The sequence below is a fragment of the Microbispora oryzae genome, from assembly GCF_017896165.1.
GTDB classification, from domain to species: Bacteria; Actinomycetota; Actinomycetes; order Streptosporangiales; family Streptosporangiaceae; genus Microbispora; species Microbispora oryzae.
This window is the reverse complement of the sequence record NZ_JAFCNB010000001.1, coordinates 330,721-356,278: the sequence shown is the minus strand read 5'-3', so window position 1 is coordinate 356,278 and position 25,558 is coordinate 330,721. Positions and strand designations below refer to the sequence as shown.

28 protein-coding genes are annotated in these 25,558 nt (G+C 70.8%); 13 read left to right on the top strand and 15 right to left on the bottom strand.

Features of this window, described 5'->3' with window-relative positions; all coding sequences use genetic code 11:
- Positions 1-57 precede the first annotated feature (57 nt).
- A complete protein-coding gene (locus JOL79_RS01625; protein WP_210153789.1) occupies positions 58-678 on the bottom strand; it encodes a DUF3043 domain-containing protein in 621 nt (206 codons plus the stop codon).
- A 144-nt stretch (positions 679-822) separates the two neighbouring features.
- On the opposite strand from JOL79_RS01625, the gene JOL79_RS01620 reads away from it, so the two are divergent.
- From JOL79_RS01620 to pspAB, 4 genes are read left to right on the top strand one after another with little or no spacing between them, the layout of a single operon-like run.
- Positions 823-1,632, top strand: a complete 810-nt coding sequence (locus tag JOL79_RS01620; RefSeq protein WP_210153788.1) for a PspA/IM30 family protein — start codon at positions 823-825, stop codon at positions 1,630-1,632.
- Complete coding sequence (gene pspAA / locus JOL79_RS01615; protein WP_210153787.1) at positions 1,629-1,907, top strand: PspA-associated protein PspAA; 279 nt, start codon at positions 1,629-1,631, stop codon at positions 1,905-1,907. Before JOL79_RS01620 ends, pspAA begins: the two co-directional genes overlap by 4 nt.
- On the top strand, positions 1,907-2,806 hold the full coding sequence (gene htpX, locus JOL79_RS01610) for a zinc metalloprotease HtpX (RefSeq protein WP_210154165.1): 900 nt from the start codon (positions 1,907-1,909) through the stop codon (positions 2,804-2,806). The genes pspAA and htpX overlap by 1 nt, the downstream gene beginning before the upstream one ends.
- Positions 2,806-3,354: a PspA-associated protein PspAB gene (gene pspAB / locus JOL79_RS01605; RefSeq protein ID WP_210153786.1), complete on the top strand. Its 549-nt coding sequence runs from the start codon at positions 2,806-2,808 to the stop codon at positions 3,352-3,354. Before htpX ends, pspAB begins: the two co-directional genes overlap by 1 nt.
- A gap of 46 nt (positions 3,355-3,400) precedes the next feature.
- On the opposite strand, the gene nadA is transcribed toward pspAB, so the two are convergent.
- Complete coding sequence (gene nadA / locus JOL79_RS01600) at positions 3,401-4,582, bottom strand: quinolinate synthase NadA (protein ID WP_307848237.1); 1,182 nt, start codon at positions 4,580-4,582, stop codon at positions 3,401-3,403.
- A gap of 202 nt (positions 4,583-4,784) precedes the next feature.
- On the opposite strand from nadA, the gene erpA reads away from it, so the two are divergent.
- Together erpA and JOL79_RS01590 are read left to right on the top strand one after the other, a co-directional pair.
- Positions 4,785-5,135 (top strand): iron-sulfur cluster insertion protein ErpA, encoded by a 351-nt coding sequence (gene erpA, locus JOL79_RS01595; protein ID WP_210153784.1) that lies wholly within the window; start codon positions 4,785-4,787, stop codon positions 5,133-5,135.
- A 226-nt stretch (positions 5,136-5,361) separates the two neighbouring features.
- Positions 5,362-6,348: a carbohydrate kinase family protein gene (locus tag JOL79_RS01590; RefSeq protein WP_210153783.1), complete on the top strand. Its 987-nt coding sequence runs from the start codon at positions 5,362-5,364 to the stop codon at positions 6,346-6,348.
- Positions 6,349-6,466: 118 nt separating this feature from the next.
- Here JOL79_RS01590 and JOL79_RS01585 read toward each other — a convergent pair whose 3' ends face one another.
- Positions 6,467-6,796 carry a sulfurtransferase TusA family protein gene (locus tag JOL79_RS01585; protein ID WP_210153782.1) on the bottom strand — a complete coding sequence of 110 codons (330 nt, stop codon included), beginning with the start codon at positions 6,794-6,796 and terminating at the stop codon, positions 6,467-6,469.
- Positions 6,796-7,923 carry a cysteine desulfurase family protein gene (locus JOL79_RS01580; RefSeq protein ID WP_210153781.1) on the bottom strand — a complete coding sequence of 376 codons (1,128 nt, stop codon included), beginning with the start codon at positions 7,921-7,923 and terminating at the stop codon, positions 6,796-6,798. The genes JOL79_RS01585 and JOL79_RS01580 overlap by 1 nt, the downstream gene beginning before the upstream one ends.
- Before the next feature lie 186 nt (positions 7,924-8,109).
- On the opposite strand from JOL79_RS01580, the gene ctaC reads away from it, so the two are divergent.
- From ctaC to JOL79_RS01560, 4 genes are all read left to right on the top strand, one after another.
- Positions 8,110-8,940, top strand: a complete 831-nt coding sequence (gene ctaC, locus JOL79_RS01575; RefSeq protein ID WP_210153780.1) for an aa3-type cytochrome oxidase subunit II — start codon at positions 8,110-8,112, stop codon at positions 8,938-8,940.
- Positions 8,937-10,595 carry an aa3-type cytochrome oxidase subunit I gene (gene ctaD / locus JOL79_RS01570; RefSeq protein ID WP_210153779.1) on the top strand — a complete coding sequence of 553 codons (1,659 nt, stop codon included), beginning with the start codon at positions 8,937-8,939 and terminating at the stop codon, positions 10,593-10,595. Before ctaC ends, ctaD begins: the two co-directional genes overlap by 4 nt.
- Positions 10,592-10,987: a cytochrome c oxidase subunit 4 gene (locus JOL79_RS01565; protein ID WP_210153778.1), complete on the top strand. Its 396-nt coding sequence runs from the start codon at positions 10,592-10,594 to the stop codon at positions 10,985-10,987. Before ctaD ends, JOL79_RS01565 begins: the two co-directional genes overlap by 4 nt.
- A 218-nt stretch (positions 10,988-11,205) precedes the next feature.
- Positions 11,206-12,384 carry a L,D-transpeptidase gene (locus tag JOL79_RS01560; protein ID WP_210153777.1) on the top strand — a complete coding sequence of 393 codons (1,179 nt, stop codon included), beginning with the start codon at positions 11,206-11,208 and terminating at the stop codon, positions 12,382-12,384.
- A gap of 147 nt (positions 12,385-12,531) precedes the next feature.
- Here the strand turns inward: JOL79_RS01560 and qcrB are convergent, their stop codons facing one another.
- From qcrB to ctaE, 4 genes are read right to left on the bottom strand one after another with little or no spacing between them, the layout of a single operon-like run.
- On the bottom strand, positions 12,532-14,175 hold the full coding sequence (qcrB, locus tag JOL79_RS01555; protein ID WP_210153776.1) for a cytochrome bc1 complex cytochrome b subunit: 1,644 nt from the start codon (positions 14,173-14,175) through the stop codon (positions 12,532-12,534).
- A complete protein-coding gene (gene qcrA, locus JOL79_RS01550) occupies positions 14,172-15,251 on the bottom strand; it encodes a cytochrome bc1 complex Rieske iron-sulfur subunit (RefSeq protein ID WP_210153775.1) in 1,080 nt (359 codons plus the stop codon). Before qcrA ends, qcrB begins: the two co-directional genes overlap by 4 nt.
- The gene (gene qcrC, locus JOL79_RS01545; protein WP_210153774.1) at positions 15,248-16,060 is read right to left on the bottom strand and encodes a cytochrome bc1 complex diheme cytochrome c subunit; all 813 of its coding nucleotides are present in this window, start codon (positions 16,058-16,060) and stop codon (positions 15,248-15,250) included. The genes qcrA and qcrC overlap by 4 nt, the downstream gene beginning before the upstream one ends.
- A 17-nt stretch (positions 16,061-16,077) precedes the next feature.
- Complete coding sequence (ctaE, locus tag JOL79_RS01540) at positions 16,078-16,695, bottom strand: aa3-type cytochrome oxidase subunit III (protein WP_210153773.1); 618 nt, start codon at positions 16,693-16,695, stop codon at positions 16,078-16,080.
- Positions 16,696-16,858: 163 nt separating this feature from the next.
- On the opposite strand from ctaE, the gene JOL79_RS01535 reads away from it, so the two are divergent.
- Positions 16,859-17,254, top strand: a complete 396-nt coding sequence (locus tag JOL79_RS01535; protein WP_210153772.1) for a hypothetical protein — start codon at positions 16,859-16,861, stop codon at positions 17,252-17,254.
- Positions 17,255-17,321: 67 nt separating this feature from the next.
- Positions 17,322-18,365 (top strand): anthranilate phosphoribosyltransferase, encoded by a 1,044-nt coding sequence (gene trpD / locus JOL79_RS01530; RefSeq protein ID WP_210153771.1) that lies wholly within the window; start codon positions 17,322-17,324, stop codon positions 18,363-18,365.
- A gap of 105 nt (positions 18,366-18,470) precedes the next feature.
- On the opposite strand, the gene JOL79_RS01525 is transcribed toward trpD, so the two are convergent.
- From JOL79_RS01525 to JOL79_RS01515, 3 genes are all read right to left on the bottom strand, one after another.
- On the bottom strand, positions 18,471-18,758 hold the full coding sequence (locus tag JOL79_RS01525; protein WP_210153770.1) for an Lrp/AsnC family transcriptional regulator: 288 nt from the start codon (positions 18,756-18,758) through the stop codon (positions 18,471-18,473).
- 51 nt (positions 18,759-18,809) lie between these two features.
- The gene (locus tag JOL79_RS01520; RefSeq protein WP_210153769.1) at positions 18,810-20,531 is read right to left on the bottom strand and encodes a DEDD exonuclease domain-containing protein; all 1,722 of its coding nucleotides are present in this window, start codon (positions 20,529-20,531) and stop codon (positions 18,810-18,812) included.
- 84 nt (positions 20,532-20,615) lie between these two features.
- Positions 20,616-21,212: a 1,2-dihydroxy-3-keto-5-methylthiopentene dioxygenase gene (locus JOL79_RS01515; RefSeq protein ID WP_210153768.1), complete on the bottom strand. Its 597-nt coding sequence runs from the start codon at positions 21,210-21,212 to the stop codon at positions 20,616-20,618.
- A gap of 226 nt (positions 21,213-21,438) precedes the next feature.
- Here JOL79_RS01515 and mtnK point away from each other — a divergent pair, with 226 nt between their 5' ends.
- Positions 21,439-22,686 carry an S-methyl-5-thioribose kinase gene (gene mtnK / locus JOL79_RS01510; RefSeq protein WP_210153767.1) on the top strand — a complete coding sequence of 416 codons (1,248 nt, stop codon included), beginning with the start codon at positions 21,439-21,441 and terminating at the stop codon, positions 22,684-22,686.
- Positions 22,687-22,721: 35 nt separating this feature from the next.
- Here mtnK and mtnB read toward each other — a convergent pair whose 3' ends face one another.
- The 4 genes from mtnB to JOL79_RS01490 form a co-directional block, all read right to left on the bottom strand.
- On the bottom strand, positions 22,722-23,351 hold the full coding sequence (gene mtnB, locus JOL79_RS01505) for a methylthioribulose 1-phosphate dehydratase (RefSeq protein WP_210153766.1): 630 nt from the start codon (positions 23,349-23,351) through the stop codon (positions 22,722-22,724).
- Positions 23,351-24,049, bottom strand: a complete 699-nt coding sequence (gene mtnC, locus JOL79_RS01500) for an acireductone synthase (protein WP_210153765.1) — start codon at positions 24,047-24,049, stop codon at positions 23,351-23,353. Before mtnC ends, mtnB begins: the two co-directional genes overlap by 1 nt.
- Entirely contained in the window at positions 24,046-25,116 is a 1,071-nt protein-coding gene (locus tag JOL79_RS01495) for a translation initiation factor eIF-2B alpha/beta/delta subunit family protein (protein WP_210153764.1), read from the bottom strand. Before JOL79_RS01495 ends, mtnC begins: the two co-directional genes overlap by 4 nt.
- Positions 25,117-25,310: 194 nt before the next feature.
- Positions 25,311-25,532, bottom strand: a complete 222-nt coding sequence (locus JOL79_RS01490) for a hypothetical protein (protein WP_210153763.1) — start codon at positions 25,530-25,532, stop codon at positions 25,311-25,313.
- Between the last annotated feature and the right edge of the window lie 26 nt (positions 25,533-25,558).

The window sequence follows — 25,558 nt, the reverse complement described above, 5'->3', positions numbered from 1 at the left end:
ACCCTATAGACCACATGGCAGGCGACGGCGCGCGGTACCGGCGCGCCCGGCCGCCCGTCAGCGCCGCTGCTCGGGGACCGGCGCGCCGCCGGGGAGCACCGCCGGCCTCGGGAAGCGCAGCCGCCGGAGCTGGGACGAGCGCATCGCGGCGTAGAAGCCGAGGCCCCGCAGGTTCTCGCCGGGGAACTTGGCCGCCGCCTCCTTGCGCACCCGGCCCGCCACGTAGAAGGCGCCGGCCAGCACCAGCACCATCACCACGGGCAGCGACATCGTGTAGCCGAGCAGCACGACCTTCCTGATCTCCACGGGGAACGGGATCATCGACAACACCATGATGACCAGCACCGCGGGCAGGAAGTACTGTCCCGGGAGGCGTCGCGCGTCGACCCAGTCACGGGCGAACTTCCGCACCGGGCCGCGGTCGCGCGCGGGCAGTGCCCGCTCGTCGCCCCGCATCATGGCCTCACGCTGCCGCGCCCGGAGCGTCTTGTCGCGCTCGCGCTGCAGCCGGTAGGCCTCCTTGCGGTTGGACGGCGCCGTCACGGGAGAGCGGCGGCGGCCCTCGGCCTGGCTCCGCTTCGGAGTGGGACGGCCCTTGCCCGGAGTCCCCTGAGGCTTAGGATCGACCACGGGGACGGGGGAGTCGTCGGTAGTGGTCTGGGTACGACGTCGGAACACGTCGCCCAGCCTACCGGGAGTGCAACTTAGTGACGCCCTCGCGCGTTATGCGTAGGGTGAACCCAGGCGGCTCCGCCGCTTTTATGGGGCTGAGACGGCTGGGCTTACCACGCACAACCTTGACGAAGGGGACGGCCGACGCGCATGAGCGTGATGAAGAGACTTTCCATGATCTTCAAGTCCAAGGCCAACCGGGCTTTGGACAAGATGGAGGATCCTCGGGAGACCCTCGACTACTCATATCAGAGGCAGTTGGAGTTGCTGCAGAAGGTACGCCGGGGCGTGGCCGACGTGGCCACCAGCCGCAAGCGCGTCGAGCTGCAGATCAACCAGCTCGAGGGCCAGGCCACCAAACTGGAGAACCAGAGCCGTCAGGCGTTGTCCGCCGGCCGTGAGGATCTCGCCCGCGAGGCGCTCACCCGCCGCAACGGCCTCAACGCCCAGATCGCCGACCTGCGCATCCAGTACAACAACCTGCAGGGCGAGGAGGAGAAGCTGACCCTCGCCAGCCAGCGCCTCCAGGCCAAGGTCGACTCCTTCCGCACGAAGAAGGAGACCATCAAGGCCACCTACACCGCCGCCGAGGCGCAGACCCGCATCAACGAGGCGTTCTCCGGCATCTCCGAGGAGATGGGCGACGTCGGCCTCGCCATCCAGCGGGCCGAGGACAAGACGGCCCAGATGCAGGCGCGCGCGGGCGCGATCGACGAGCTGCTCGCCAGCGGCGCCCTCGACGACTTCACCGGCCAGCGCGACGACATCCAGGCCGAGCTCGACCGCATGGGCGGCGGCAACGACGTCGAGCTGGAGCTCGCCCGGATGAAGGCCGAGCTCGGCCAGGGGCCCTCGCAGTCGGCGATCGAGGCCGGCCGTCAGGGCCAGGCGGCGCCGGCGAACCAGCCCGCCGCCCAGCAGCACACTCAGCAGTTCCGGCAGCCGGGGGAGGGCCTGTGATCGTCAGAATCATGGGGGAGGGGCAGGTCGAGATCGGCTCCTCCGACATCGACGTGCTGAACGCCCTGGACACCGAGCTCGAGGCGGCCATCGAGACCAACGACGAGGACGTCTTCCGCTCGAAGCTCCACGCCCTGCTGGAGAAGGTGCGTCAGGTCGGCAGGGCGCTGCCGGACGACTCGCTGGAGCCGTCCGAGCTGATCCTGCCGCCGGCCGACGCTTCAATCGAGGAGGTGCGGGAGATGCTCGGGGACACCGGGCTCATCCCTGGATGATGGCCGCGACCCGGTTCGCGCCCGATCGAGGTCTGTCCACGCGGATGGCCGTGACGATGTTCCTGCTCGGGCTGCTCTACGTGGCGTTCATGGCCGTCCTCGTCGCCGTGGGCGTCCGGGCCGTCGCGGTACTCGTGATCGCCGGCGGCCTCCTGCTGGCGCAGTACTTCCTGTCCGACAAGATCGCCCTGTTCGCGATGCACGGGCGGGAGGTCTCCCCGCAGGAGGCTCCCGAGCTCCACGGCATCATCGACCGCCTGAGCGCGCTCGGCGGCATGCCGAAGCCCAGGGTGGCGATCGCCGACTCCGACATGCCGAACGCCTTCGCCACCGGCCGGAACCAGAAGAACGCGGTGGTCTGCGTGACGACGGGAATCCTGCGCAGGCTCGACGCGAGGGAGCTCGAGGGCGTCATCGCGCACGAGCTGTCCCATGTGGCCCACCGCGACGTCGCGGTGATGACGATCGCCTCGTTCCTCGGCATCGTCGCCGGTCTCATGACGAGATTCGCCCTCTACAGCGGCCTGGCCGGGGGAAATCGCCGGGACAACAACAACGGCCCGCCGATCGGCCTGATCATCTTCCTGGTCTCCGGCCTGGTCTACTGCGTGAGCTTCCTGCTGACGCGGGCCCTGTCGCGCTACCGCGAGCTCGCCGCCGACCGCGCGGGCGCACTGCTCACCCAGCGCCCCTCCGCCCTCGCCAGCGCCCTCACCAAGGTCAGCGGTGACATCGCCCGGATCCCGACCCGGGACCTGCGCGAGGCGCAGCCGTTCAACGCCTTCTACTTCGCCCCCGCCCTGTCCGGGCAGAGCGTCGCCACGCTGCTGTCGACCCATCCGCCGCTGGACCGCCGGCTGGCGCAGCTCGCCCGGATCTCCGCCGAGCTGGGGCGCTGATGGGCTGGCTCGACTCGCTGCTCGGCCGGTCCAAGCCCGCCAGGCCCGACCTCGACGCCCTCTTCGCGCTGCCGTCGGCCGCCGTCACCCTGCAGGCCGCCACCGGCTTCGTCCCGGCGGGCACGGGGTCGGTGTCGTTCCGGGCCGCGGAGGGCGGGGCGTTCGCCCAGCTGGAGAAGGACGTCGAGGCGCTGATGGGCAAGGTCGACGTCTCCGAGGACTCGTACGGCTACACGTGGGTGACGGTCGCGAACCCGGACGTCTCGGCCCTCGTGACCGACCTCCACGCGGCCAACTCGTCGCTGGAGTCCGCGGGCTTCGGGCCGTCGCTGCTGTGCTCGCTGGTGACCTTCAGCGATCCGTCGGACCGGCGGCTCGCCCTGGTCTACCTCTACAAGCGCGGCACCTTCTATCCGTTCGCCCCGGCGGGGGAGCCGCGCCGGGACAACGCCCTGGAGTTGCAGGTGCGCGGCGTCCTGGCCGGCGAGCTCAAGATCGAGCCTGATCTGGCGAGCTGGTTCCCCGTCTGGGGCGCGCCCGGCCTCTGACCGCCCTGGGGGGCGGGGTCCGCGGAGGCCGGCCGCGCCCTCCGGGTCACTGGGGCAGGGCGAGCATCCGGTCGAGGGCGACCCTGGCCCAGTGGGTGGTGTCCGGGTCGACCGTGATCTGGTTGACCACCTCGCCGGCCGCGAGCGACTCCAGCGCCCAGACCAGGTGGGGCAGGTCGATGCGGTTCATCGTCGAGCAGTAGCACACGGTCCGGTCGAGGAACGTGATGGTCTTGTCGGGGAACCGGTTCGCCAGGCGCTTCACCAGGTTGAGCTCGGTGCCCACGGCCCAGGCCGACCCCGCGGGAGCGGCCTCCAGCATCCGGATGATGTACTCGGTCGACCCGATGTAATCGGCCTTGGTCACCACCTCGTGCCGGCACTCGGGGTGGACAAGCACGTTCACGCCGGGGATGCGGGCCCGCACGTCGTCGACGCACTCCGCGGTGAAGCGGCCGTGCACCGAGCAGTGGCCCTTCCAGAGGATCATCTTGGCGTTCGCGAGCTGCTCGGCGGTGAGGCCGCCGTTCGGCCGGTGCGGGTTGTAGACCACGCAGTCGTCGAGCGACAGGCCCAGCTCCAGGACCGCCGTGTTGCGCCCGAGGTGCTGGTCGGGCAGGAAGAGAACCTTCTCCCCCTGCTCGAAGGCCCATTCGAGGGCCCGCCGCGCGTTCGAGGAGGTGCAGACCGCGCCCCCGTGCCGGCCGCAGAAGGCCTTGATGTCGGCGCTGGAGTTCATGTAGGTGATCGGCACCACCCGGTCGGCGAGACCGGCGTCCTCCAGGGCGTCCCAGCAGTCCTCCACCTGCGCGAACGTCGCCATGTCGGCCATGGAGCAGCCGGCGGCGAGGTCGGGAAGCACCACCTTCTGCGCGTCGCCGGTGAGGATGTCGGCCGACTCGGCCATGAAGTGGACGCCGCAGAACACGATGTATTCGGCCTCGGGCCGCGCGGCGGCGTCGCGGGCCAGCTTGAACGAGTCGCCCGTCACGTCGGCGAACTGGATGACCTCGTCGCGCTGGTAGTGGTGGCCGAGCACGAAGAGCCGGTCGCCGAGCCGCTCCCTGGCCGCGCGGGCGCGCGCCACGAGCCCGGGGTCGGACGCGGGCGGCAGCTCGCCGGGACAGTCGACGCCGCGCTCACTGTGCGGGTCGGCGTCCCTGCCGAGCACGAACAACGGCAGGCCGGTCACGGTGCCGGTCGCAGTGGTGGCCGCAGTGGTGGTCACGACCACACCTCCTTCGGGGGACTTATCGTCGAACTGACGACTAATCATCGCACACCGCCCGGAACGGCTGTCCGACCGGTCCCCGCAAGACGGCCGCTCATGGAATGTGTAGCGATCGGCAGGTGTTGGTAGCGTCTAGTAGGACGTCAGTACCCATCGACCGCTCCGGGTGAGCGGTTGGCGCAGACGCGGGAGTCAGCACATGACGGTTGAGAGCGAGACCAAGCAGCAGGGCCTGATCCTGACTGACGCGGCCGCCGCCAAGGTGAAGAGCCTGCTGGAGCAGCAGGGCGAGGAAGGGCTCCAGCTGCGGGTCGCGGTGCAGCCGGGTGGCTGTTCCGGGCTGCGCTACCAGCTCTTCTTCGACGACCGTGCCATGGACGGTGACGTGGTGTCGACCTTCGGCGGCGTGAACGTCGTCACCGACCGGATGAGCGCGCCGTACCTCGTCGGCGCGACCGTCGACTTCGTGGACACCATCGAGAAGCAGGGCTTCACGATCGACAACCCCAACGCCACCGGTTCGTGCGCCTGCGGCGACTCGTTCAACTAGAGCTCGCCGCCCGGCCGCGCCGGCACCCCCTGAACGCCCCGTACGGATCTCCCGTGCGGGGCGATCGTTTTCCCGGGGGGAGGAGCGGCCGGACGCCGGAGGCGCGCGGACCGACGTGTCAAGGCCGAGCCGGTAAGCTCGATGGGTTCGCCAGGATCCGGCCGCGACGATCGCGGCCCGTGTTCGGATCCCGTCCCCAGATGCTGACAACGAGGAGAATGACCCCGTGCGCATCGCCGTCACCGGCTCCATCGCCACCGACCATCTGATGACCTTCCCCGGCCGCTTCGGCGACCAGCTGATCGCCGAGCAACTCCACCGGGTGTCGCTGTCGTTCCTCGTCGACGACCTGCAGATCCGCCGAGGCGGGTGCGCGGCGAACATCGCGTTCGGGATGGGCTGTCTCGGCCTCAGCCCGGTGCTCGTGGGGGCCGTCGGCACCGACTTCGCCGACTACCGTTCCTGGCTGGAGCGGCACGGCGTCGACTGCGCGTCGGTGCATGTCTCCGAGCTCCACCACACCGCGCGTTTCCTGTGCACCACGGACGACGAGCACAACCAGATCGCCTCCTTCTACACCGGAGCGATGGCGGAGGCCCGCGAGATCGAGCTCGGCCCGGTCGCCGGACGCCTGGGCGGGCTCGACCTGGTCCTGGTGAGCCCCAACGACCCGGCGGCCATGCTGCGGCACACCGACGAGGCCCGCACGCGCGGCATCCCGTTCGCCGCCGACCCCTCCCAGCAGCTCGCCCGCATGCCCGACGACGAGATCCGCCGGCTCGTCGAGGGCGCGGCGTATCTCTTCAGCAACGACTACGAGCTCGGGCTGATCGTTCAGAAGACCGGCTGGTCGGAGGACGAGATCCTCGGCCGCGTCGGCGTCCGCGTCACCACCCTCGGGCCCAAGGGCGCCAGGATCGACCGCAAGGGCGAGCCGTCCCTGCACGTCGCCCCGGCCCCGGAGCTGGGGAAGACCGACCCGACCGGCGTCGGTGACGCGTTCCGCGCCGGGTTCCTCGCCGGGCTCGCCTGGGACCTGTCCCTGGAGCGCTGCGCCCAGATCGGCAACCTCACGGCCACCCACGTGCTGGAGCAGGTCGGCGGCCAGGAGTACCAGCTGAGCCGCGGCGGTTTCCTCGAGCGCTTCGCCGCCGCGTACGGCGCCGCCGCCGCTGACGAGGTGGCCGCGCACGCCACGTTCCACTACGCCTGACGCTCGACCGGAGCGGCCGTCCGCCGCTCCCGCCCCCGCCTCCTGATGGCGGGGCGGGCGCGGGCGGCCGTTCAGCGGGTGCGGCCGTTCAGCGGTCTCGGCCGAGTGGTTGCGGCTGTCAGTAGTTGCGGCGGACGTGGATCGCCCAGCCGCCCTGGGGCAGGTCGTAGCTGCCCACGTGCTCGTGCGACTTCAGCCGGCACCACGCGGGCACGTCCGTGTACGCGGCGGGGTCGTCGGCGAGCACGGCGACCACGTCACGCATGGGCACGTTGTTGATCTGCTCGGCGAGCATGATGATCGGGATGGGGCACTTACGGCCCAGGGCGTCGATCGTCAGCGACGGGCGCTCCGCGGGCGCCGGGGTCTCAGCGGGTTCGGGGGACGCCGCCGGTGCCGTTGGCCGGGCCCCGGACGCGTGCCCGCCGGCCGTCCGTCTGCGCCACATCAGTGAACCCCCAAAGTCGAGCGGATCCGGCGCACGATGTCCGGGAGCACCGCGAGGAAGCGATCCACGTCGCCCTCGGACACGCCACGGGGCAGCGATACCCGGACATTCCCATGCGTAAGCACGCCCATGGCTTCCAGGACGTGCGATGGCCGAAGCGTACTCGCCGTGCAGGAGCTTCCGGACGAAATGGCGAAACCCGCCTTGTCGAGCTCAGTCAGGAGAGCCTCTCCGTCGACGTACAGGCAGGAGAAGGTCACGATGTGCGGCAGCCTGTGGTCCGGGTCGCCCACCACCTCGACGTCCGGCACCAGGCGGGGCACCTCCGCGCGGATCCGGTCGACCAGGGCGGACAGGCGCGGGCCCTCGGCGGCCTCCTCCTCGGCCCTCGCGCGGAGCGCGGCCGCCGCGCCGACGATGGCCGGCACGTTCTCGAACCCCGGAGCGCGCTCCCGCTCGTCCTCCGGGTACGGCGATCGCCACCGGACGCCCTTGCGGATCGCCAGCACGCCGACCCCCGCCGGGCCGCCCCACTTGTGCGCGCTGGCCGTCAGGACCGACCAGCCGGGCGGCACCGGCAGCCGGCCGGCCGACTGGGCGGCGTCGACCAGCAGCGGCACCCCGGCGGCCCGGCACGCCGCCGTGACCTCCTCGACCGGCTGCACCGTCCCGACCTCGTGGTTCGCCGTCTGCAGGCAGGCCAGGGCCGTGCCGGGACGGGAGACCGCCTCGGCGAAGGCTCCGGCGTCCACCCGGCCGAGCAGGTCGACGCCGACAGTCTCCACCGTGCCGCCGTCGCGCTCGTGGACCTCGGCGGCGTGCAGCACGCTGGAGTGCTCGACCGCGCCCGCGACCAGCCGGTCGCCCGCCCGCCTGCGGCCCCGCAGGGAGCCGAGCACGCCGAGGTGGACGGCCTGGGTGCCGGAGGAGGTGAAGGACACCTCGTCCGGGCGGGCGCCGAGCAGTTCGGCTACCTCCGCACGCGCCCGCTCCAGTAACATCTGGGCGCGCCGCGCCGCGCCGTAGAGGCGGGCGGGGTCGGCCCAGCCTGCGTCGAGAGCCGCGACCATGGCGTCACGGGCCGCGGGATGGAGAGGTTCGGTCGAAGCCGCGTCCAGGTAGCCCACGGTTAGGACATTAACGGGGGCTGCTCAGGGGGGCGGCGCCGGTCCGCGCTAATGTGTCCCCCAGCGTGAAATCAATCAAGTAAAGGGCGCGCCGGCGCCAGCCGAGTGCCGGTCGCGCAAAAGCGTCACATTGGTATAAACGCCCAAGAGAGGACTCTTGGGCTTCATCTGTGGGGTAGGCGATCCGTGAGTCCGACCCGCCGTACGACACGGCGACCGTGGGCACGCCGCCGGTTGCCCGGCGCCGCCGCCGTGGTGCTGCTGGTGGCGTCCGCGACGGCGTGTAGCAACCAGGCGCTCGATCAGTGGTCCCGAGGGGGCATGCCGGAAGGCGTCACCAAGCAGGCCGGCATCGTCCAGACGCTCTGGAACGGAGCCTGGATCGCGGCTCTGGCCACCGGCGTCGTCGTCTGGGGGCTGATCCTCTGGGCGTGCGCCTTCCACCGTAAGAAGAAGAACTCGACGGAGGTCCTGCCTCCGCAGGTGCGGTACAACCTCCCGATCGAGATCCTCTACACCGTGGTCCCGGTCATCATGGTGGCGGTCTTCTTCTACTTCACCGCCAGGGACGAGACCGAGATCACCAAGGTGAGCAACTCGGCCCCGGTCAAGGTGGCGGTCGAGGGCTACCAGTGGAGCTGGCGCTTCACCACGGAGTATCAGGGCCAGAAGGCCGTGGTCGCGGGCGTGCCGGTCGACCTCGACAAGCAGACCCCGCAGACCCCGCAGGGGCCCCAGTTGGTGCTGCCGGTGAACACCGAGGTCCAGTTCGATCTGCACTCGGACGACGTCATCCACTCGTTCTGGGTGCCGGCCTTCCTGTTCAAGCAGGACGTGTTCCCCGGCAACGTCGTGAACCACTTCCAGATCACGACGCTCGACCGGACGGGCGTCTTCTTCGGCCGGTGCGCCGAGCTCTGCGGTGTCGACCACAGCAAGATGCTGTTCTCCGTGAAGCTCGTGCCCCAGGCGGAGTTCGACCAGTACATCAAGAGTCAGGCGGGGAGTGCGCAGTGACCGCCATCCAACCGGCCGGGGTAGCGGTTCGGCCGTACACCAAGGGCTCGGTCATCGCCAAGTGGCTGTCCTCGACGGACCACAAGATCATCGGGCACCTGTACCTGATCACGTCGTTCGTCTTCTTCCTGATCGGCGGCGTGATGGCGCTGGTCATGCGTGCCGAGCTGGCTCAGCCGGGGCTGCAGTTCCTGTCGAACGAGCAGTTCAACCAGCTGTTCACCATGCACGGCACGGTCATGCTGCTGATGTTCGCGACGCCGCTGTTCGCCGGCTTCGCCAACGAGCTGATGCCGCTGCAGATCGGCGCGCCCGACGTCGCCTTCCCGCGGCTCAACATGGTGAGCTACTGGCTCTACCTGTTCGGCAGCACGATCGCCGTCGGCGGGTTCTTCACCCCGAACGGCGCCGCCTCGTTCGGCTGGACGGCCTACGCCCCGCTGTCCAACTCGATCACCTCGCCGGGTCTCGGCAGTGACCTGTGGGTCCTCGGACTGGCGATGTCGGGTCTCGGCACCATCCTGGGCGCGGTCAACTTCATCACGACGATCATCACGATGCGCGCGCCGGGCATGACCATGTTCCGGATGCCGATCTTCACCTGGAACATCCTGCTCACCAGCATCCTGGTGCTGCTCGCCTTCCCGGTGCTGGCGGCCGCGCTGCTCGCCCTGGAGGCCGACCGGAAGCTCGGCGCCCACATCTTCGACTCGCCGACCGGCGGCCCGATGCTGTGGCAGCACCTCTTCTGGTTCTTCGGCCACCCCGAGGTGTACATCATCGCGCTGCCGTTCTTCGGCATCATCACCGAGGTCCTGCCGGTCTTCAGCCGTAAGCCGCTCTTCGGGTACATCAGCCTCGTCAGCGCGACGATCGCGATCGCCGGCCTCTCGGTGACGGTCTGGGCGCACCACATGTTCGTGACCGGCCAGGTGTTGCTGCCGTTCTTCTCGTTCATGACGTTCCTGATCGCCGTACCGACCGGGGTGAAGTTCTTCAACTGGATCGGCACGATGTGGCGCGGTCACCTGTCGTTCGAGACGCCGATGCTGTTCGCCGTCGGCTTCCTGGTGACGTTCCTCTTCGGCGGTCTGACCGGCGTCATCCTGGCCTCGCCGCCGCTGGACTTCCACATCAGCGACACCTACTTCGTCGTCGCCCACTTCCACTACGTGGTCTTCGGCACCGTCGTGTTCGCGATGTTCGCGGGCTTCTACTTCTGGTGGCCCAAGTTCACCGGCCGGATGCTCAACGAGCGGTGGGGCAAGATCCACTTCTGGATGCTGTTCTTCGGCTTCCACCTGACCTTCCTGGTGCAGCACTGGCTGGGCGTCGACGGCTTCCCCCGCCGGTACGCGAACTACTCGGCGGCCGACGGCTTCACCGACCTCAACATGATCTCCTCCGTGGGCGCGTTCCTGCTCGGCGCCTCCACGCTGCCGTTCGTCTACAACGTCTGGCGGACCTGGAAGACCGCGCCCAAGGTCACCGTCGACGACCCGTGGGGCTACGGCAACTCGCTCGAATGGGCCACCTCGTGCCCGCCCCCGCGGCACAACTTCACGTCGCTGCCGCGGATCCGTTCCGAGCGGCCCGCTTTCGACCTCAAGTACCCGCACGTCGCGGCCAAGCCCGCCCTGGAGGAGGGCTCATGAAGATTCAGGGGTGGATGTTCCTGCTCTGCGGTGTCTTCTTCGCGGCCGCGGACGTCGTCTACTGGTTCTGGTCGAAGGAGCCCACCGGCACGACGGCGATGGCCATCTCGGTCGGCCTCGCCTTCATGATCGGTTACTACCTGCTGTTCACGGCCCGCCGGATCGGCGACCAGCCGGAGGACAACAAGGAGGCTGAGATCAGTGACGGCGCCGGTGAGATCGGGTTCTTCAGCCCGCACAGCTGGTGGCCGCTGTTCATCTGCCTGTCGGCCGCGCTGACCTTCTTCGGCTTCGCGATCGGCTGGTGGCTGTTCTTCATCGGCATCTTCTGCACGATCATGAGTGCGATCGGCTTCGTGTTCCAGTACTACCGGGGCAACTTCTCGCACTGACCGGGGCTTCCGGCGACGCAGGGCCGGTCCGCGACACCGTCGCGGGCCGGCCGTTTCGCGTTCCGGGGGAGGGGCCGCCGGGATTCACGTGATCGTTTCCAGGCCGCGGCTCGGCCAGGCGCCGGGAATCTTTGCCCTGACCGGGGCCCACGCCTGCCGCAGCCGGGGGCTGCCGGGGAATAACCCTCGGTGGACCGAACAGGCTGAGGGGGACCGACGTGCGAGCTGGTGCCGGGGCGCTCGCCCTTCTGGTGCTGACGACCGGATGTTCCGCCCTGGGGGGCGGCTCGGACGCGGAGAGGCGGGATGACAGGACCGCGATCAGCGTCACCCCGCTCGACGGGGCCCGTGATCTCGCGCCGGAGCAGCCCATCACGGTGGCCGTGGTGAGCGGCAGGCTGACGCAGGTGACCGTACGGGCCGGGGGGCAGCCCGTGCCGGGCCTGTTCAGTCCGGACCACACCCAGTGGCGAAGTCAGCGGGTGATGGCGCCGGGGCTGTCGTACAGCGTGGAGGCGCGGGCGACGGGGCCCGGCGGGGCGGCCGACCGCACCGTGCGGTTCACCACCAGGCGGGCGGACAAGACGTTCGGCATCGCCAGTCTCCTGCCCAACAAGCAGGACACCGGGCTCACGGTCGGCGTCGGCATGCCGATCATGATCACGTTCAGCCAGCCGGTGACCGACCGGGTGTCGATCGAGCGCAACCTCGTCATCCAGGCGTCCAGGCCGATCGACGGGGCCTGGCACTGGTACGACAACAAGAACGTCGTCTTCCGGCCCAGGGAATACTGGCCGGCGCACACCAAGGTGAAGTTCACCGCGCGCCTGGCGGGCATCCGCGGCGCCGACGGGGTGTACGGCAAGCAGGACTACACCCGTGAATTCGAGATCGGCCGGTCGCAGATCAGCACGGCCGACACCCGCACCCACTACATGAAGATCGAGCGCGACGGGAAGCCCTTCAAGAACTGGCCGATCAGCGCTGGCATGGGCGACGTCTACCGCCACTACACCACCAGCGGCATCCACCTGGCGATGTCCAGGGAGGACGTCACGGTCATGACGTCGCCCGACGCCGGTCCCGGCCAGGCGGGCTACTACCAGACCACCGTCTACAACAGCGTCCGGATCTCCAACAGCGGCGAGTACGTCCACGGCGCGCCGTGGTCGGTGGGGGACCAGGGCAACTCCAACGTCAGCCACGGGTGCGTGAACCTCAGCCCCGAACGGGCCAAGTGGTTCAAGGACAACACCCTGATCGGCGATCCCGTCATCGTCACCGGGACGCCGCGCAAGCTGGAGCCGACCAACGGCTGGGGACACTGGCAGGAGTCGTGGGTGGACTGGCTCAAGTGGAGCCGCCTGCGCGACGCGCCCGCCGACCGCCTCACGTGAACCCCTGAGACGCCGAGACGCCGAGACACTGAGACGCCCAGAAGACGCTGAGAGGCGGATAGAGGCACGGAGACGACGACGGCCCGGGGGAAGGGATCCCCCGGGCCGTTTCTCTCGCCTGTGCGGTGCCAGGACCGCCGCCGGACGTCAGTGGAGCTGCTTGTGCTCTCCGGCGCCCACCGCGGCGTGCTCGTCCTCGTGCGCCTCCTCGTGCTCGCCGTGCACGTGACCGTCGCCCAGCGGGACGTGGTCCGTGCCGTAGGCGGCGCTCATCTTGGTGCGCAGCCGGCCGAGCGGGGTGCGGGCGCTCTTGGGCGGGATGCCCTCGCCGTCCTCCGCGCTCTCCAGGACCGGGATCTCGTGCTTGCCCCGGATGTGCTCGGCGATGTCCTCCGCCGCCGGCGTGTGGACCTCGATGTACTCGCCGCTCGGCATCCGCTTGATGACGCCGGACTCCACGCCGTGGGACAGCACCTCGGCGTCCTTGCGCTGGAGGCCGATGCAGATCCGGTAGGTGGCCCAGTACGCGATCGCCGGCCCGACGAAGATCACGACGCGGCCGATGAGCGTGGTGGTGTACAGGTCGATGTGGAAGTTGGCCGAGATCAGGTCGTTCGCGCCCAGCAGCCACAGGATCCCGTAGAACGTGATCGACGAGATGCCGATCGACGTGCGGTGCGGGTTGTTGCGCGGCCGCTCGGCGAAGTGGTGCTCGCGCCGGTCGCCGGTGACCCACTGCTCGATGAACGGATAGAGCGCCAGGCCCGTCATCAGGATGCCGAGCGGGACGAGCGCCGGGATCAGCACGCTCAGGGTGAGCGTGTGATCCAAGAAGTTGATCTCCCACGGCGGCATGATGCGGAGCGCGCCCTCGAGGAAGCCCATGTACCAGTCGGGCTGGGAGCCCGCGGAGATGTTCGCCGGGTTGTACGGCCCGAACAGCCAGATCGGGTTGATCTGGGCGAACGTTCCCAGCAGGGCCACCACGCCGAACGTGAACAGGAAGAAGGCCCCGGACTTGGCCATGAAGGCCGGGTAGAACGGGGCGCCCACCACGTTGCGCTCGGTGCGGTCCTTGCCCGCCATCTGCGTGTGCTTCTGCACCCACATCAGGATCAGGTGGGCGCTGATCAGCGCGAGCAGGATGCCCGGGATCAGCAGGATGTGGATCGTGTAGAACCGCGAGATGACGTCGTGCCCGGGATACTCGCCGCCGAACAGGAAGAACGCCAGGTAGGTGCCGATCACCGGGATCGACAGCATGACGCCCTCGGTGATCCGCAGGCCCGCGCCGGACAGCAGGTCGTCCGGCAGGGAGTAGCCGGTGAGGCCCTCCAGCAGCGCGAGCGTGAGCAGGATGACGCCGATGAGCCAGTTGAGCTCACGCGGCTTGCGGTACGCGCCGGTGAAGAACACGCGGAGCATGTGGGCCATCATGCCGACCACGAACATCAGCGCGGCCCAGTGGTGGATCTGCCGGATCAGCAGGCCGCCGCGGACGTCGAAGCTGATGTGCAGCGCCGACTGGTAGGCCTCCGACATCCGCACGCCGTACAGCTCGCGGTAGCTGCCGAAGTAGGTGACCTCGCCCATGCTCGGCTTGAACCAGAACGTCAGGAACGTGCCGGTCAGCAGCAGGATGATGAACGAGTAGAGCGCGATCTCCCCCAGCAGGAACGACCAGTGGTCGGGGAAGATCTTCCTCAGGTTGCGCTTGAGGAAGCTTCCCGCGCCCAGTCGGTCGTCGAGGAACGTCGAGGGTCCGGTGATGGCCTTTGGGGGAGCGTTCATGATGCGTTCTCCCTGAGCTTGGCTTCGGCGTCTCCGCGCTCCCAGAAGCTGGGACCGACGGGGACCTTGAAGTCGGACTTGGCGACGAGGTAGCCCTCCTCGTCGATGCCGATCGGGAGCTGGGGCAGCGGCCGGGCGGCGGGACCGAAGACGACCTTCGCGCCGTCGGAGGCGTCGAACGTCGACTGGTGGCACGGGCAGAGGATGTGGTGGGTCGTCTGCTCGTACAGCGCGGCGGGGCAGCCCACGTGGGTGCAGATCTTGGAGTAGGCCACGATCCCGTCGTGCGTCCAGTTGAGGTTCGTGCCCTGCTTCAGCTCCTCCGGACGGAACTTGAGCAGGATCAGCGTGGCCTTCGCGAGGGCGTCCAGGTCCTCCTCGAAGCCCTCGGGGACGACCGACAGGATGCCGCCGGGGGAGTTGAAGTCCGCCGCCAGGATCGGCCGGCCGGTGCCCTCGACGACGAGCCGGCGGGGCTTGCCGCCCTTGGTGGGCTCGCCCCACACCGTGTGCCGCAGCGAGGTGCCGGGCAGCGGGCCGAGGTCCTTCAGCAGGATCAGCGGGGCCAGGCCCAGCGGCGCGGCGGCCAGCAGGAGCGTGCGGCGCAGCAGGCGGTGCTTGACGAAGCCGCTCTCGTCGGCGCCCTGCACGAACGTGTCACGGACGTACTCGCGCGTGTCCGGGTCGGAGGCCATCGCGTGGCGCTCCTGGACCAGGTTGTACTTCGGCATGATCTGCCGGACCCACACGGTGATGCCGATGGCCAGCGCGAGCAGGCCCACGGCCAGCGAGGCGCCGAGCGTGTAGTTCGAGGTCGCGGTCCGGTCGATCGTCCCCACCTGGAACAGCACGTACGAGGCGATGAACGCCACGCCGGCCAGGAAGGCGATCACGAACAGCAGCGCGACCACCCGCTCGGCCTTGCGGGCCTTGACCGGGTCGGCCGGGATCACGCCGGGCACGCCCTCGGGCGCGTGCACGCCGGGGTCGTTCTCGACGATCGGAGCGTCGGCGGGCGGCGTGCCGATCACGCGCACCGGCACGCGGCTCTCGGGGAACTCGTTCTGCTCTGTCATGCCTTGGCCCGTCGCTTCTTTGCGGTGATCCAGATGGAGGCCAGAATCAGGAGGCTGAGACCCACGACCCACGCTACAAGACCCTCGGTGACGGGGCCGACGCGGCCGAGGCCCGAGCCGCCCGGGTCCGTCTGCTCGCGGACGTTCGTGATGTAGGCGATCATGTCGCGCTTCTGCTCCGGCGTGATCGTCGAGTCGTTGAAGACCGGCATCGCCTGCGGGCCGGTGACCATCGCCTCGTAGATCTGCGTCGGCGTCGCCGGGTTGAGCGGCGGGGCGTACTTGCCGTACGTCAGCGCGCCGCCGGCGCCCACGAAGTTGTGGCACTGGATGCAGTTGGCGCGGAACAGCTCGCCGCCCTTGCCGGGGTCGCCCTTGGCCGGGTCGACCTCTTCCGCGGCGGGGCGGGTGGGGCCGCCGCCCAGCGACTGCACGTACGCCGCCAGGTCGCTGACCGCCTGGTCGTCGGCCCAGTCGGCACGCGGCTTGCGCGGCGCCTGCGGGCCCGCGTCGGCGGCCGGCATGCGCCCGGTGCTGACCTGGAAGTCGACGGCCGCGGCCCCGACGCCGACGAGCGTCGGGGCCTTGGCGGTGCCCTCGGCGTTCAAGCCGTGGCAGCTCGCGCAGTGCGCCACGAAGAGGCTCTTGCCCTGGGCCACGTCGTCGGCCTTGCCCGACGCGATGGCGGCGTCGGCGGCCCCGCCGTTCGGCCCGGCCAGTGCGTATCCGCCGCCGAGCAGGCCCAGCGCGAGTGTCACGACGGCGACTCGCGCGAGGGGATGGCGCCGCCGGGCGGTGATGGAGTTCACCGAATTCCCCGTTCCGATCATTTGATGATGTAGATAGTCGCGAAAAGACCAATCCAGACAACGTCGACGAAGTGCCAGTAGTAGGACACGACGATCGCGCTGGTCTGCTGCTCATACGTCAAGCGCTTCGCGGCGTACGTGCGTCCCAGGATGAAGAGGAACGCGATCAGACCACCCGTCACGTGCATGCCGTGGAAGCCCGTGGTGAGGTAGAACACCGAGTCGTACGGGCTGTGCGAAAGGACATGACCTTCCTTCGCGAGGTTCCCGTACTCCCAGAGCTGCCCACCGACGAAGAAGGCCCCCATCAGGAAGCTGACGATGTACCAGAATCGCAGCTTCCCGACCTGGCCTCGCTCCACGGCCCACACGCCCAGCTGGCACGTCACACTCGACAGAACCAGGACCGTCGTGTTGAAGGTCGCGAACGGGACGTTGAGTTCTGCCTCGGGCCAGGGCTGGTGCTGGGCGAGACTGACCGACCGGATGGTGAAGTACATCGCGAACAGCGCCGCGAAGAACATGAGTTCAGAGGACAACCACACGATCGTGCCGACCTGAACCAGGTTCGGACGGCTGGACCCATGCGGTCTCGTCGTCGCAGTAATTGCGGATGCTGTCGCCACGCCCAGCATTATTGCGGCTCCCCAGGTCGGGTCGGCCCACGACCCCCCGCTAGAGGCCCGGTCCACGCCGGACGGGCGGCACGACACGGCCGCGGCCCCGGGGCTGCGATCCTGGCAGCCGCGCCGGTAGCATCACGATGACCATACTCCGCGATTCGACAGTGAGCGTGACATGAGGGTTCTCGTCTACAGCGACGACGCAGGCACCCGGGAGAAGGTGCGGCTGGCAATCGGGCGGCGTCCCGCCGCCGACCTGCCCCTCGTCGAGATCGTCGAGTGCGCCACGCAGCCCGCGGTCCTGAAGCACCTCGACGGCGGCGGCATCGACGTGGCCGTCCTGGACGGCGAGGCCGTCCCGGCCGGCGGCATGGGGATCAGCAGGCAGGCCAAGGACGAGGTGCACAACTGCCCGCCGATCCTGCTGCTCATCGCCCGCCGCGACGACCGGTGGCTCGCCAACTGGTCCCGGGCGGACGCCGTCGTCGCCCACCCGATCGACCCGGTCGTCCTCGCCGAGGCGGTGGCCGGTCTCATGCGGGCCCGCCTGAGCGTCGCCCCGGCGCGCTGACGCCGATCGTCCCTCCCGGCTCCGCCGGCATCCCGAACTCCGACTCCTGACCACCGCGGAGCCCACCATGGACGCGCGCACCACCTGGCCAACGCTGTTGAACGCCCTGCTGACGGGCGAGAACCTGACGCCCGACGAGACGGCGTGGGCGATGCGGGAGATCATGTCGGGGTCGGCGACCCCTTCGCAGATCACCGCCTTCGTGGTCGCCCTGCGCGCCAAGGGCGAGACGGTCGCCGAGGTCACCGGGCTCGCGCGGACCATGCTCGACCTGGCCACCCCGCTGACGGTCGAGGGGCCGGTCGTCGACGTCGTCGGCACCGGCGGCGACCGGGCGCACACCGTGAACGTCTCGACCATGGCGGCGATCGTCGCGGCGGCCGCCGGCGCCCGGGTCGTCAAGCACGGCAACCGCGCCGCCTCGTCCCTGTGCGGGGCCGCCGACGTCCTGGAACACCTCGGCGTCGTGCTCGACCTGTCCCCGGAGGCGACCGCCAGGGTCGCCGCCGAGGCGGGCATCGCCTTCTGCTTCGCGCCCGTCTATCACCCGGCGCTCCGGTTCGCGAACCCCACCCGCAAGGAGATCGGCGTACCGACGATCTTCAACTTCCTCGGCCCGCTGACCAACCCGGCGCGCCCGTCGGCCCAGGCGATCGGCGTCTACGACGCCCGCATGCTGCCCGTGATCGCCGGGGTGTTCGCGGAGCGGGGGGTGTCGGCGCTGGTGTTCCGGGGCGAGGACGGCCTCGACGAGCTGTCCACGGCCGCGCCGTCCACGGTCTACGTGGTCAGGGACGGCTCGGCCGCGCCCGTGCGGTTCGACCCCGCGGACATCGGGGTGCCGCGCTCCCAGCCCGGCGACCTGCGCGGCGGCGACGTCGAGTTCAACTCGGCGGCCGTGCACGACCTGCTGGCGGGCAAGGAGGGCCCGGTCCGCGACGCGGTGCTGCTGAACGCCGCCGCCGCCCTGGTCGCCCTCGACGGCCCCGGCGACGACCTGAACGCCGAGATGGCCGCCGCCCTGGCCAGGGCCGCCGAGTCGGTCGACTCCGGCCGGGCGGCCGGCACGCTGCAGCGCTGGGTGGAGATCAGCGGCGCGCTCCGGGGCTGAGCGCCCGGCCGCGTGGTCGACGAGCCGCGTGGTCGACGAGCCGCATGGTCCGGCCCGCCGTGTCCGGTCAGCGCCGTTCTGCCGGCGCGGTTCGGTCCGTCGCGTTCAGTCGGCGTCGTTGAGGCCGATGGAGAAGGCGGCCTCGAGGTCGTGGCGCGAGTAGGTGCGGAACGCGATGTGCGTCTCGGTGTGCCGGACGCCGCCGACCTTGTTGATCCGCCCCGGGACGACCTCGGCGATCCGCTCGTAGTGCGGCACCCGGACCATGGCCAGCAGGTCGTAGTCGCCGGTGATGGAGTACACCTCGCTGACGCCGTCGATCTCGGCGATCGCCTCGGCTACCTCCGGGATCCGGTCGACATCCGCCTTGATGTGCACGATCGCGGTGACCATTCGGGGCTCTCCTGCTCCGTCGCTATGGGCCTTTCGTCCCCGAGCTTAGCGTCACCGGAGCGGCCTGCCCTCACGCCGGTCGGCGCGGGTCGCCTGGTAGGCCCGCTCGATCCGCCCGGCGAGCCGTCCCGCGCCGTACGCCGGGACGCTCCAGCCGCCCTCGACCCGCACCAGGCGCACGCCGGGCAGGTCGAGCCAGCGCAGGACGCACTCGGTCTCCTCGGCGCTGGCGGCGGGCGTGGGCCCCGGGCCCGGGGTCACCGTCTCCGCCGTGGCCTCCAGCGCGTCCACGTACGGCGTGGGGTGGGCGCCCCTCGGCATGACACCGGCGGCGGCGAGCCGGCCGTACCTGATCACGTGGATGTCCCAGCCGCCGTCGAACGACGGGCTGGCGGCGATCATCTGCGGGATGCGGGTGAGGGAGCGCAGGCGCTGCATGCGCGCGGCGGCGCGCACGTACGCGGCGAGGCGGTCGCGGTCGACGGCGGCCTCCTCGTAGCGCTGCTCGGCGGACAGCCGCCGCATGCGCGCCTCCATCGCGGAGAACACCACCTCCGCGTCCTGATCGATGGCGTGCCTGGCGATCCTTACGTGGCGGGAGTACGACTCGGCGCTCTCGCGGCCCTCGCAGGGCGCGCCGCACCGGCCGATCTCGGCGAGCGCGCACGCGGGCCGGGTGATCCGGGGGGACAGCCGCTCGGTGCACTGCCGCAGCGGGAGCGCCTCGTGCATGGCCGTCCTGGCGTCGTCGGCCGAGCGGGTGCTGCCGAAGGGCCCCAGATAGGTGCCGCCGTCGTCCTTCACCTCCCGGACGATGCTGAGCCGGGGGAACGGCTCGTCGGTCAGCTTCAGCCAGACCACGCGCTCGGGGAACCGGGACCGCCTGTTGTAGCGGGGCTTGGTGGCCCCGATCATCCGCAGCTCGCGGATCTCGGCCTCCAGCGCCGTGGCGCACACGATGGTGCGCACCCGCTCGGCGATGCCGACCATCTCGCGGATGCGGGTTCGGGTCTCGCTCGCCGTGAAGTAGCTGCGCACCCGGTTGCGCAGGTTGGAGCTCTTGCCGATGTAGAGCGCCTCGCCCCGGGCGTCCTCGAAGATGTATACGCCGGGCGCGCCGGGCACGCCCTCGGCCAGGTGGCGCTTGCGCTGCTGCTCAGGGGTGGGGGCGCGGACGAAGCCCCGCAGCTCCTCAAGGGTGCGCACGCCGAGCGATCCGACCCGGCCGATCAGCCCGTGGAGCACGTCGACGGTCGCCCGCGCGTCCGCCAGCGCCCGGTGCTGCGGCTCGGTGGAGCTGCGGAAGAGGCGGGCGAGGGTGGCGAGCTTGCAGTTGGGCGTCTCGTCCCGGGTGAGGACGCGGCGCGCCAGGTCGGCCGTGTCGACGACCGGGTTGGCCGGCGGGGGGTAGCCCTGGGCCGCGCACGCCGCCCGGATGAACGACAGGTCGAACGGCGCGTTGTGCGCGACGAGGGCGGCGCCCCGGACGAACTCCAGGAAGCTCGGCAGCACCTCGGAGAACTTGGGGGCCGCCGTCACCATCGTGTCGGTGATCCCCGTCAGCACCGAGATGAACGGCGGGATGGGGCCTCCGGGATCGACCAGCGTGGCGAACTCGCCCAGCACCTCGCCGCCGCGGACCTTGACCGCCCCGATCTCGGTGATCGCGTGCTCGGCGGCCGACCCGCCCGTCGTCTCCAGGTCGAAGACGACGAACGTGACCTCGTGCAGGGGGGTGCCGAGCTCGTCGAGGGTGCCCTGTACCGCGTCCACGATCCACGACCTTAGAGATCCCCACCGACATTTGCGGCCGCCGCCGGCCGCCGGGCGGACCCGGGACGCCGTCAGGTGGACCGGTCAGGAGGCGCCGCCGAGGGCCGCCCGCCGGGTCGCGATGGCGTCGAAGGACGGGATGCGGGCCGAGATCGGGTCGCCGGTGAAGTCGCCCACCCAGCCGTCCTCGTCGTGGAAGAAACGGATCGCGATGAAGTCGGGCTCGGTGCCCATGTCGAACCAGTGAGTGGTGTTCTTGGGCACGCTCAGCAGGTCGCCCGGCTCACACAGCACGGCGTGGACCCGGCCGCCGACGTGCAGATAGAAGATGCCTGAGCCGCCGACGAAGAAACGCACCTCGTCGTCGTCGTGGGTGTGCTCGGACAGGAACTTCTCCCTGGCGGCCCTGGCCCGCTCCGGCCAGTCGGCGCTCCCGTCGGGGTGGAGCTGGGCCACGTCGACGAGGGAGTATCCCTCCTCCGCCACGATCCGGGCGACGTCGTCGGCGTAGGCGTCCAGGATCCGGTCCTGGTCGGCGCCGCCGGTCAGTTCTTCGACCACGCGCCAGTGGCGCAGCCGTACGTCGATCTCCTTCAGCGCCCGCTCGATCTCCTCGGCGTCCGCGGTCTCGAGGAGGGTCTCGGGGGTTTCGCCATCGGTGTACACCGTGAGGAAGGTCATGCCCTGATTGTGCGCTGGACGCACGGGAATGGCAATTTATGTTATTCCGGCATGTTTGTACGGCAATTCCGGGCGTCGGGAACCGCGAGGGCCTTTGTCGGCATGGTCACGGCGATTACGATGGCCGGGGTTCACGCTCGACGCCCCCTCGCGGCTCGGAATCCCTTGCGGGGGCGCTGCCCGTCTGCTCGCTCGTGGTGACCTCCCCCGGGGAAAGGACGTTCACTTGACAGCGACCGCTCACATCGGCGAGACCCGTGCGCTCCTCACGCCCGGCGACGTGCCGGAATACATCGCGTCCCGGCCGGCGCTGCGCGGCCTGCTCGACCCCGGCTCCATCACGGAGGTGCGGGAGGTCGGCGACGGCAACATGAACCTCGTCTTCGCGGTGCGGACGAGCGCCGGCTCCGGCCTGGTGCTCAAGCAGTCGCCGCCGTACGTGCGGGTCGACCCGACGTGGCCGATGACCGCTGACCGCAACGGCCTGGAGGCCGCGGCGCTGCGGGTGCACAACGCGGTCGCGCCGGGACTGGTGCCGGCGATATACGACGAGGATCCCGGCCGGCACGTCATCGCGATCGAGGACCTGTCCGACCACCGGGTGTGGCGCGGCGCGCTCAACGAGGGACTGCGCCACGAGGGCGCCGCCGGAGACCTCGGCCGTTATGTGGCCCGCGTCGCGTTCGGCACGTCCGTGTTCGGCCTGGGCGCGCGGGCGCACAAGGCCGCCGTCGCCGCCCATGTCAACCCCGAGCTGTGCGAGATCACCGAGGACCTCGTTTTCACGGAGCCGTACATCGAGCACGAGCACAACAGGATCGCGCCGGAGAACGAGGGCGACGTGGCGGCCTACGCGGGCGACCCCGAGGTGCGCACGGCCGTCGGCCGGGCGAAGCTGGCCTTCATGACCCACGCCGAGGCCCTCATCCACGGCGACCTGCACACGGGCTCGGTCCTCGTGCGGGCGGAGGAGCCAGGGCTCGCGCGCTCCACCCGCGCCTTCGACCCCGAGTTCGCCTTCTACGGCCCGGTCGGGTTCGACATCGGCGCCCTGTGGGGCAACTACGTGCTGGCGGCCGCGCGCGGGCTGGCGCTCGGCGACGAGGGCCACGCCGCCTGGGTGCTGGGTCTCGCGACGGAGACCTGGGAGGCGTTCCAGACGGAGTTCGCGGCGCTGTGGCCGGAGCGGGCCGATCCCCGCGTCTACGGCGACGGCGTGCTGGAGGACCGCCTCAACGCGGTGTACGACGACGGGGTCGCCATGGCCGCGGCCAAGGCGGCCCGCCGGGTGATCGGCTTCGCCGGGGTCAGCGACATCCAGACGCTTCCCGACGAGGCCCGGGCGCGGGCCGTCCGCGGGGTGCTCCACGCGGCGCGGCTGCTCTTCGTGGAGGGCGCCGCCCAGCCCGGTCCCGCGGCGCTGTTCGACCGGACCGGCGACGTGCTCGCCGCCGCTATCACCGCCGGCCGCTGACCCGGCGGGGGGCGCGGGCCCCCGGCCCGCGCCGGTCACCCCACGGCGAGCGCGTAGGCGAGCAGCCACTCCACGCACTCCGTCACGTGCCTGGCCCGGACGAGATCGGCGCCCCAGGCGTACAGGCCGTGCGAGGCCACGATCACCGCGGGGGTGCGTGGGTCGTGGGCCGCCTCCAGCCGGTCGCCCAGATCCGCCATGTCCTGGCTGTTCCGGATCACCGGGATGACCACCTCGTCGTCGTGGGCGAGCCGGCCGATGCCCTTGAGCATCTCCACGTCGCGCAGGCGCACCCCCTTGGGCCAGCGATCACCCGCGATCACGGCGTTGAGCGCGTGCACGTGGACGACGGCCCCCGCGCCGGTGAGGTCCGCGACGCGGGCGTGCAGCCCGGCCTCGGCCGAGGGGGTGAGCGGTGCGACGCCCCTGACGTGGGCCGCCTCCCCGGCCGGGCCCACCACGGCCACGTCGGAGGCCGACAGCTCGCCCTTGTCGAGGCCGCTGGCGGTGACGGCCAGCCGCAGCGGGTCGCGGCAGACCACCTCCGACAGGTTGCCGGAGGTGCCGCGCATCCAGCCGAGCCCGGCGAGTTTGGCGGACTCGGCGGCCAGGCGGGCGCCGGACTCGAACACGCGCTCCGCGGTGAGCGGCCCGGAGACCGTCATCAGACCTCCACCTCCCCGAATGTCTCCACCACCGGATGCCCGCCGAAGTCGGCGTGCTCACTCGGCTCGCCGGGGCGGCGCAGCCCGGTCGTGCGCCAGCCCGCCGCCGCGGCGGCGTCAAGCTCGGCCGGGACGTCGGACAGGAAGAGCATCGCCCCGCCCGGCGCGCCGAGCGCCGCCGCGATCCGCTCGTAGGAGGCGCGCTCCCGCTTCGGGCCGGCGTTCACGGTGTCGAAGTGGTCGTCGACGAGCGCCGACAGGTCGCCGTCCCGGGCGTGCCGGAACCACGGGCGCTGGCTGGAGACGGCGCCGGACGAGAACACGGCCAGCCGGAGGCCGCGGGCGTGCCACCGCCGCAGCGCGGGCGGCACGTCGGCGAAGAAGTGGGCGGTGAGCTCGCCCGCCGCGAACCCCGCCGCCCACACCTGCCCCTGGAGCGTCTTCAGCGGCGTCGCCTTGACATCGGCGTCCATCCATCCGTGCAGCACCCGCACCACGTCGCCGGTCCCGGCCCCCTCGGGCAGGCCCGCGTCGCGCTCCACCCGGCGCACCGCCTCGCGGACGCCGGGGTCGTCCCGGTGCGCGTCGATCCAGGGGCCGAGCCGCGGCCGCGCGTACGCGTACAGCCCCGTGTGGACGGACTCGGTGGAGCTCGTCGTGCCCTCGATGTCGAGCACGATCCAGGAGACGGCGCTCATCCGGCGGGCACCTCCAGCGCGCGCTCCTCGGCGAAATGGCGGGCCAGCTGCCCGGCCGGGTAGGCGCCGCGTTCGGTGACGACGCGCGTCACCAGATGGGGCGGGGTGGCGTCGAAGGCGGGGTAGTAGCCGGTCGTGCCCTCGGCCGCGGTCCGCCTGCCCAGCACGTGCAGCACCTCGTCGCCGTCCCTGCGCTCGATCACCACGTCGGCGATGCCCGGCGCGAGCCGGTCGGGGGCCTCGATCATGACGTAGAACGGCACGTCGAACGCGCGCGCGGCCAGGGCGACGCCGAGGGTGCCGACCTTGTTGACCACGTGCCCGTCGAGAGTCACCCGGTCCGCCGCCACCAGGGCCACGTCGGCGAGCCCGTCGGACAGCGCCGCGGCCACCATGCCGTCCGTGATCATCGTGGGCCGGTAGCCCATCTCGACCAGCGTGGCCGCGGTGAGCCGGGCGCCCTGCAGGTAGGGCCGGGTCTCGGTGCAGACGAACTCCAGCCGCTTTCCGGCCAGCCGGGCCGCCTCGACCGTGGCGATCAGATAGGCGTCGGCCCAGCAGTGGGTGAGGACGCGCGCCCCGTCGGGCAGCAGCGCGGCGGTGTGCCGGCCGAGTGACCGGCTCTTGTCCCGATACGCCGCGTCGTGCCGGGCCGCCGCGGCCTCCACCGCCGCCACCAGTTCGTCGCCGGCGGCCGGAGGCGGGCCGTCCACGGTCGCGGCCAGGATCGCCTGGACGGCGTCCCTGATGTGGTTGTTGGTGGGCCGGGTGGCGACGAGCCGCCGCCCCGAGGCGCGCAGCCGCTCGGCGGCCCTCCCCGGAGGTTCCCCGCGCGCCTCCCGCGCCGCCAGGACCATCCCCGCGGTGGCGGCGAACAGCGGGCCGTGGCTCTGGGTCACCATCCGCTCGATGGCCACGGCCACGTCCTCACTCGTGGCGCACCGCACCCATCGCCGTTCGAACGGATAGACCCGCCGGTCCAGGATCTCGACGCCGTCGGGGGTGAGGCGAACCGAGTCCGCGAGGGCGGGGCGCCCGCCCGGCCCGCCGGATTCCGTCTTCGTCATGCGACCTCCTGTGGGCGTGCCTCCCGTCCGCCGGCCCCGTCCCGAGGGCCGTACGCCCAGCATGCATGAGCGGGCCCGGGCTCATCCGCCGCAGATCATCTGGATATTTATGCCCACAAAGTCATGTAAATGTGTCGGCAAGGGGCGAGGAGGGGCAATAAGGGGCGCATTTGGGGTGAAGGCGGTTTACGGGATCAGTGCCCCTCGCCGCGGCCGCGGCCCACGGCGTCCGAGGCCGCCATGACGGCCACCCCGAGCACGACGAGCACGATTCCGGCGAAGACCTCATGACCGTGCAGGACCTCGATCCGCTTCAGCAGGAACGATCGGGCCTCCCCGGTGAGGAGATAGGTGGCGAGGGCGATGACGCCCTGGGCCGTCAGGACGAAGCCGATGAACGCGATCAGGTGCTTCACAGGCACCAGACTGGCCGCCGGCCCCC

Bases quoted from the DNA above. Each gene is read 5' to 3' on its own strand.
- JOL79_RS01620 (WP_210153788.1), top strand. From the start codon at position 823: ATGAGCGTGATGAAGAGACTTTCCATGATCTTCAAGTCCAAGGCCAAC.
- htpX (WP_210154165.1), top strand. From the start codon at position 1,907: ATGGCCGCGACCCGGTTCGCGCCCGATCGAGGTCTGTCCACGCGGATG.
- pspAB (WP_210153786.1), top strand. From the start codon at position 2,806: ATGGGCTGGCTCGACTCGCTGCTCGGCCGGTCCAAGCCCGCCAGGCCC.
- erpA (WP_210153784.1), top strand. From the start codon at position 4,785: ATGACGGTTGAGAGCGAGACCAAGCAGCAGGGCCTGATCCTGACTGAC.
- JOL79_RS01585 (WP_210153782.1), bottom strand. From the start codon at position 6,796: ATGTGGCGCAGACGGACGGCCGGCGGGCACGCGTCCGGGGCCCGGCCA.
- JOL79_RS01565 (WP_210153778.1), top strand. From the start codon at position 10,592: ATGAAGATTCAGGGGTGGATGTTCCTGCTCTGCGGTGTCTTCTTCGCG.
- qcrB (WP_210153776.1), bottom strand. From the start codon at position 14,175: ATGAACGCTCCCCCAAAGGCCATCACCGGACCCTCGACGTTCCTCGAC.
- qcrA (WP_210153775.1), bottom strand. From the start codon at position 15,251: ATGACAGAGCAGAACGAGTTCCCCGAGAGCCGCGTGCCGGTGCGCGTG.
- ctaE (WP_210153773.1), bottom strand. From the start codon at position 16,695: ATGCTGGGCGTGGCGACAGCATCCGCAATTACTGCGACGACGAGACCG.
- JOL79_RS01535 (WP_210153772.1), top strand. From the start codon at position 16,859: ATGAGGGTTCTCGTCTACAGCGACGACGCAGGCACCCGGGAGAAGGTG.
- trpD (WP_210153771.1), top strand. From the start codon at position 17,322: ATGGACGCGCGCACCACCTGGCCAACGCTGTTGAACGCCCTGCTGACG.
- JOL79_RS01525 (WP_210153770.1), bottom strand. From the start codon at position 18,758: ATGGTCACCGCGATCGTGCACATCAAGGCGGATGTCGACCGGATCCCG.
- JOL79_RS01515 (WP_210153768.1), bottom strand. From the start codon at position 21,212: ATGACCTTCCTCACGGTGTACACCGATGGCGAAACCCCCGAGACCCTC.
- mtnB (WP_210153766.1), bottom strand. From the start codon at position 23,351: ATGACGGTCTCCGGGCCGCTCACCGCGGAGCGCGTGTTCGAGTCCGGC.
- mtnC (WP_210153765.1), bottom strand. From the start codon at position 24,049: ATGAGCGCCGTCTCCTGGATCGTGCTCGACATCGAGGGCACGACGAGC.
- JOL79_RS01495 (WP_210153764.1), bottom strand. From the start codon at position 25,116: ATGACGAAGACGGAATCCGGCGGGCCGGGCGGGCGCCCCGCCCTCGCG.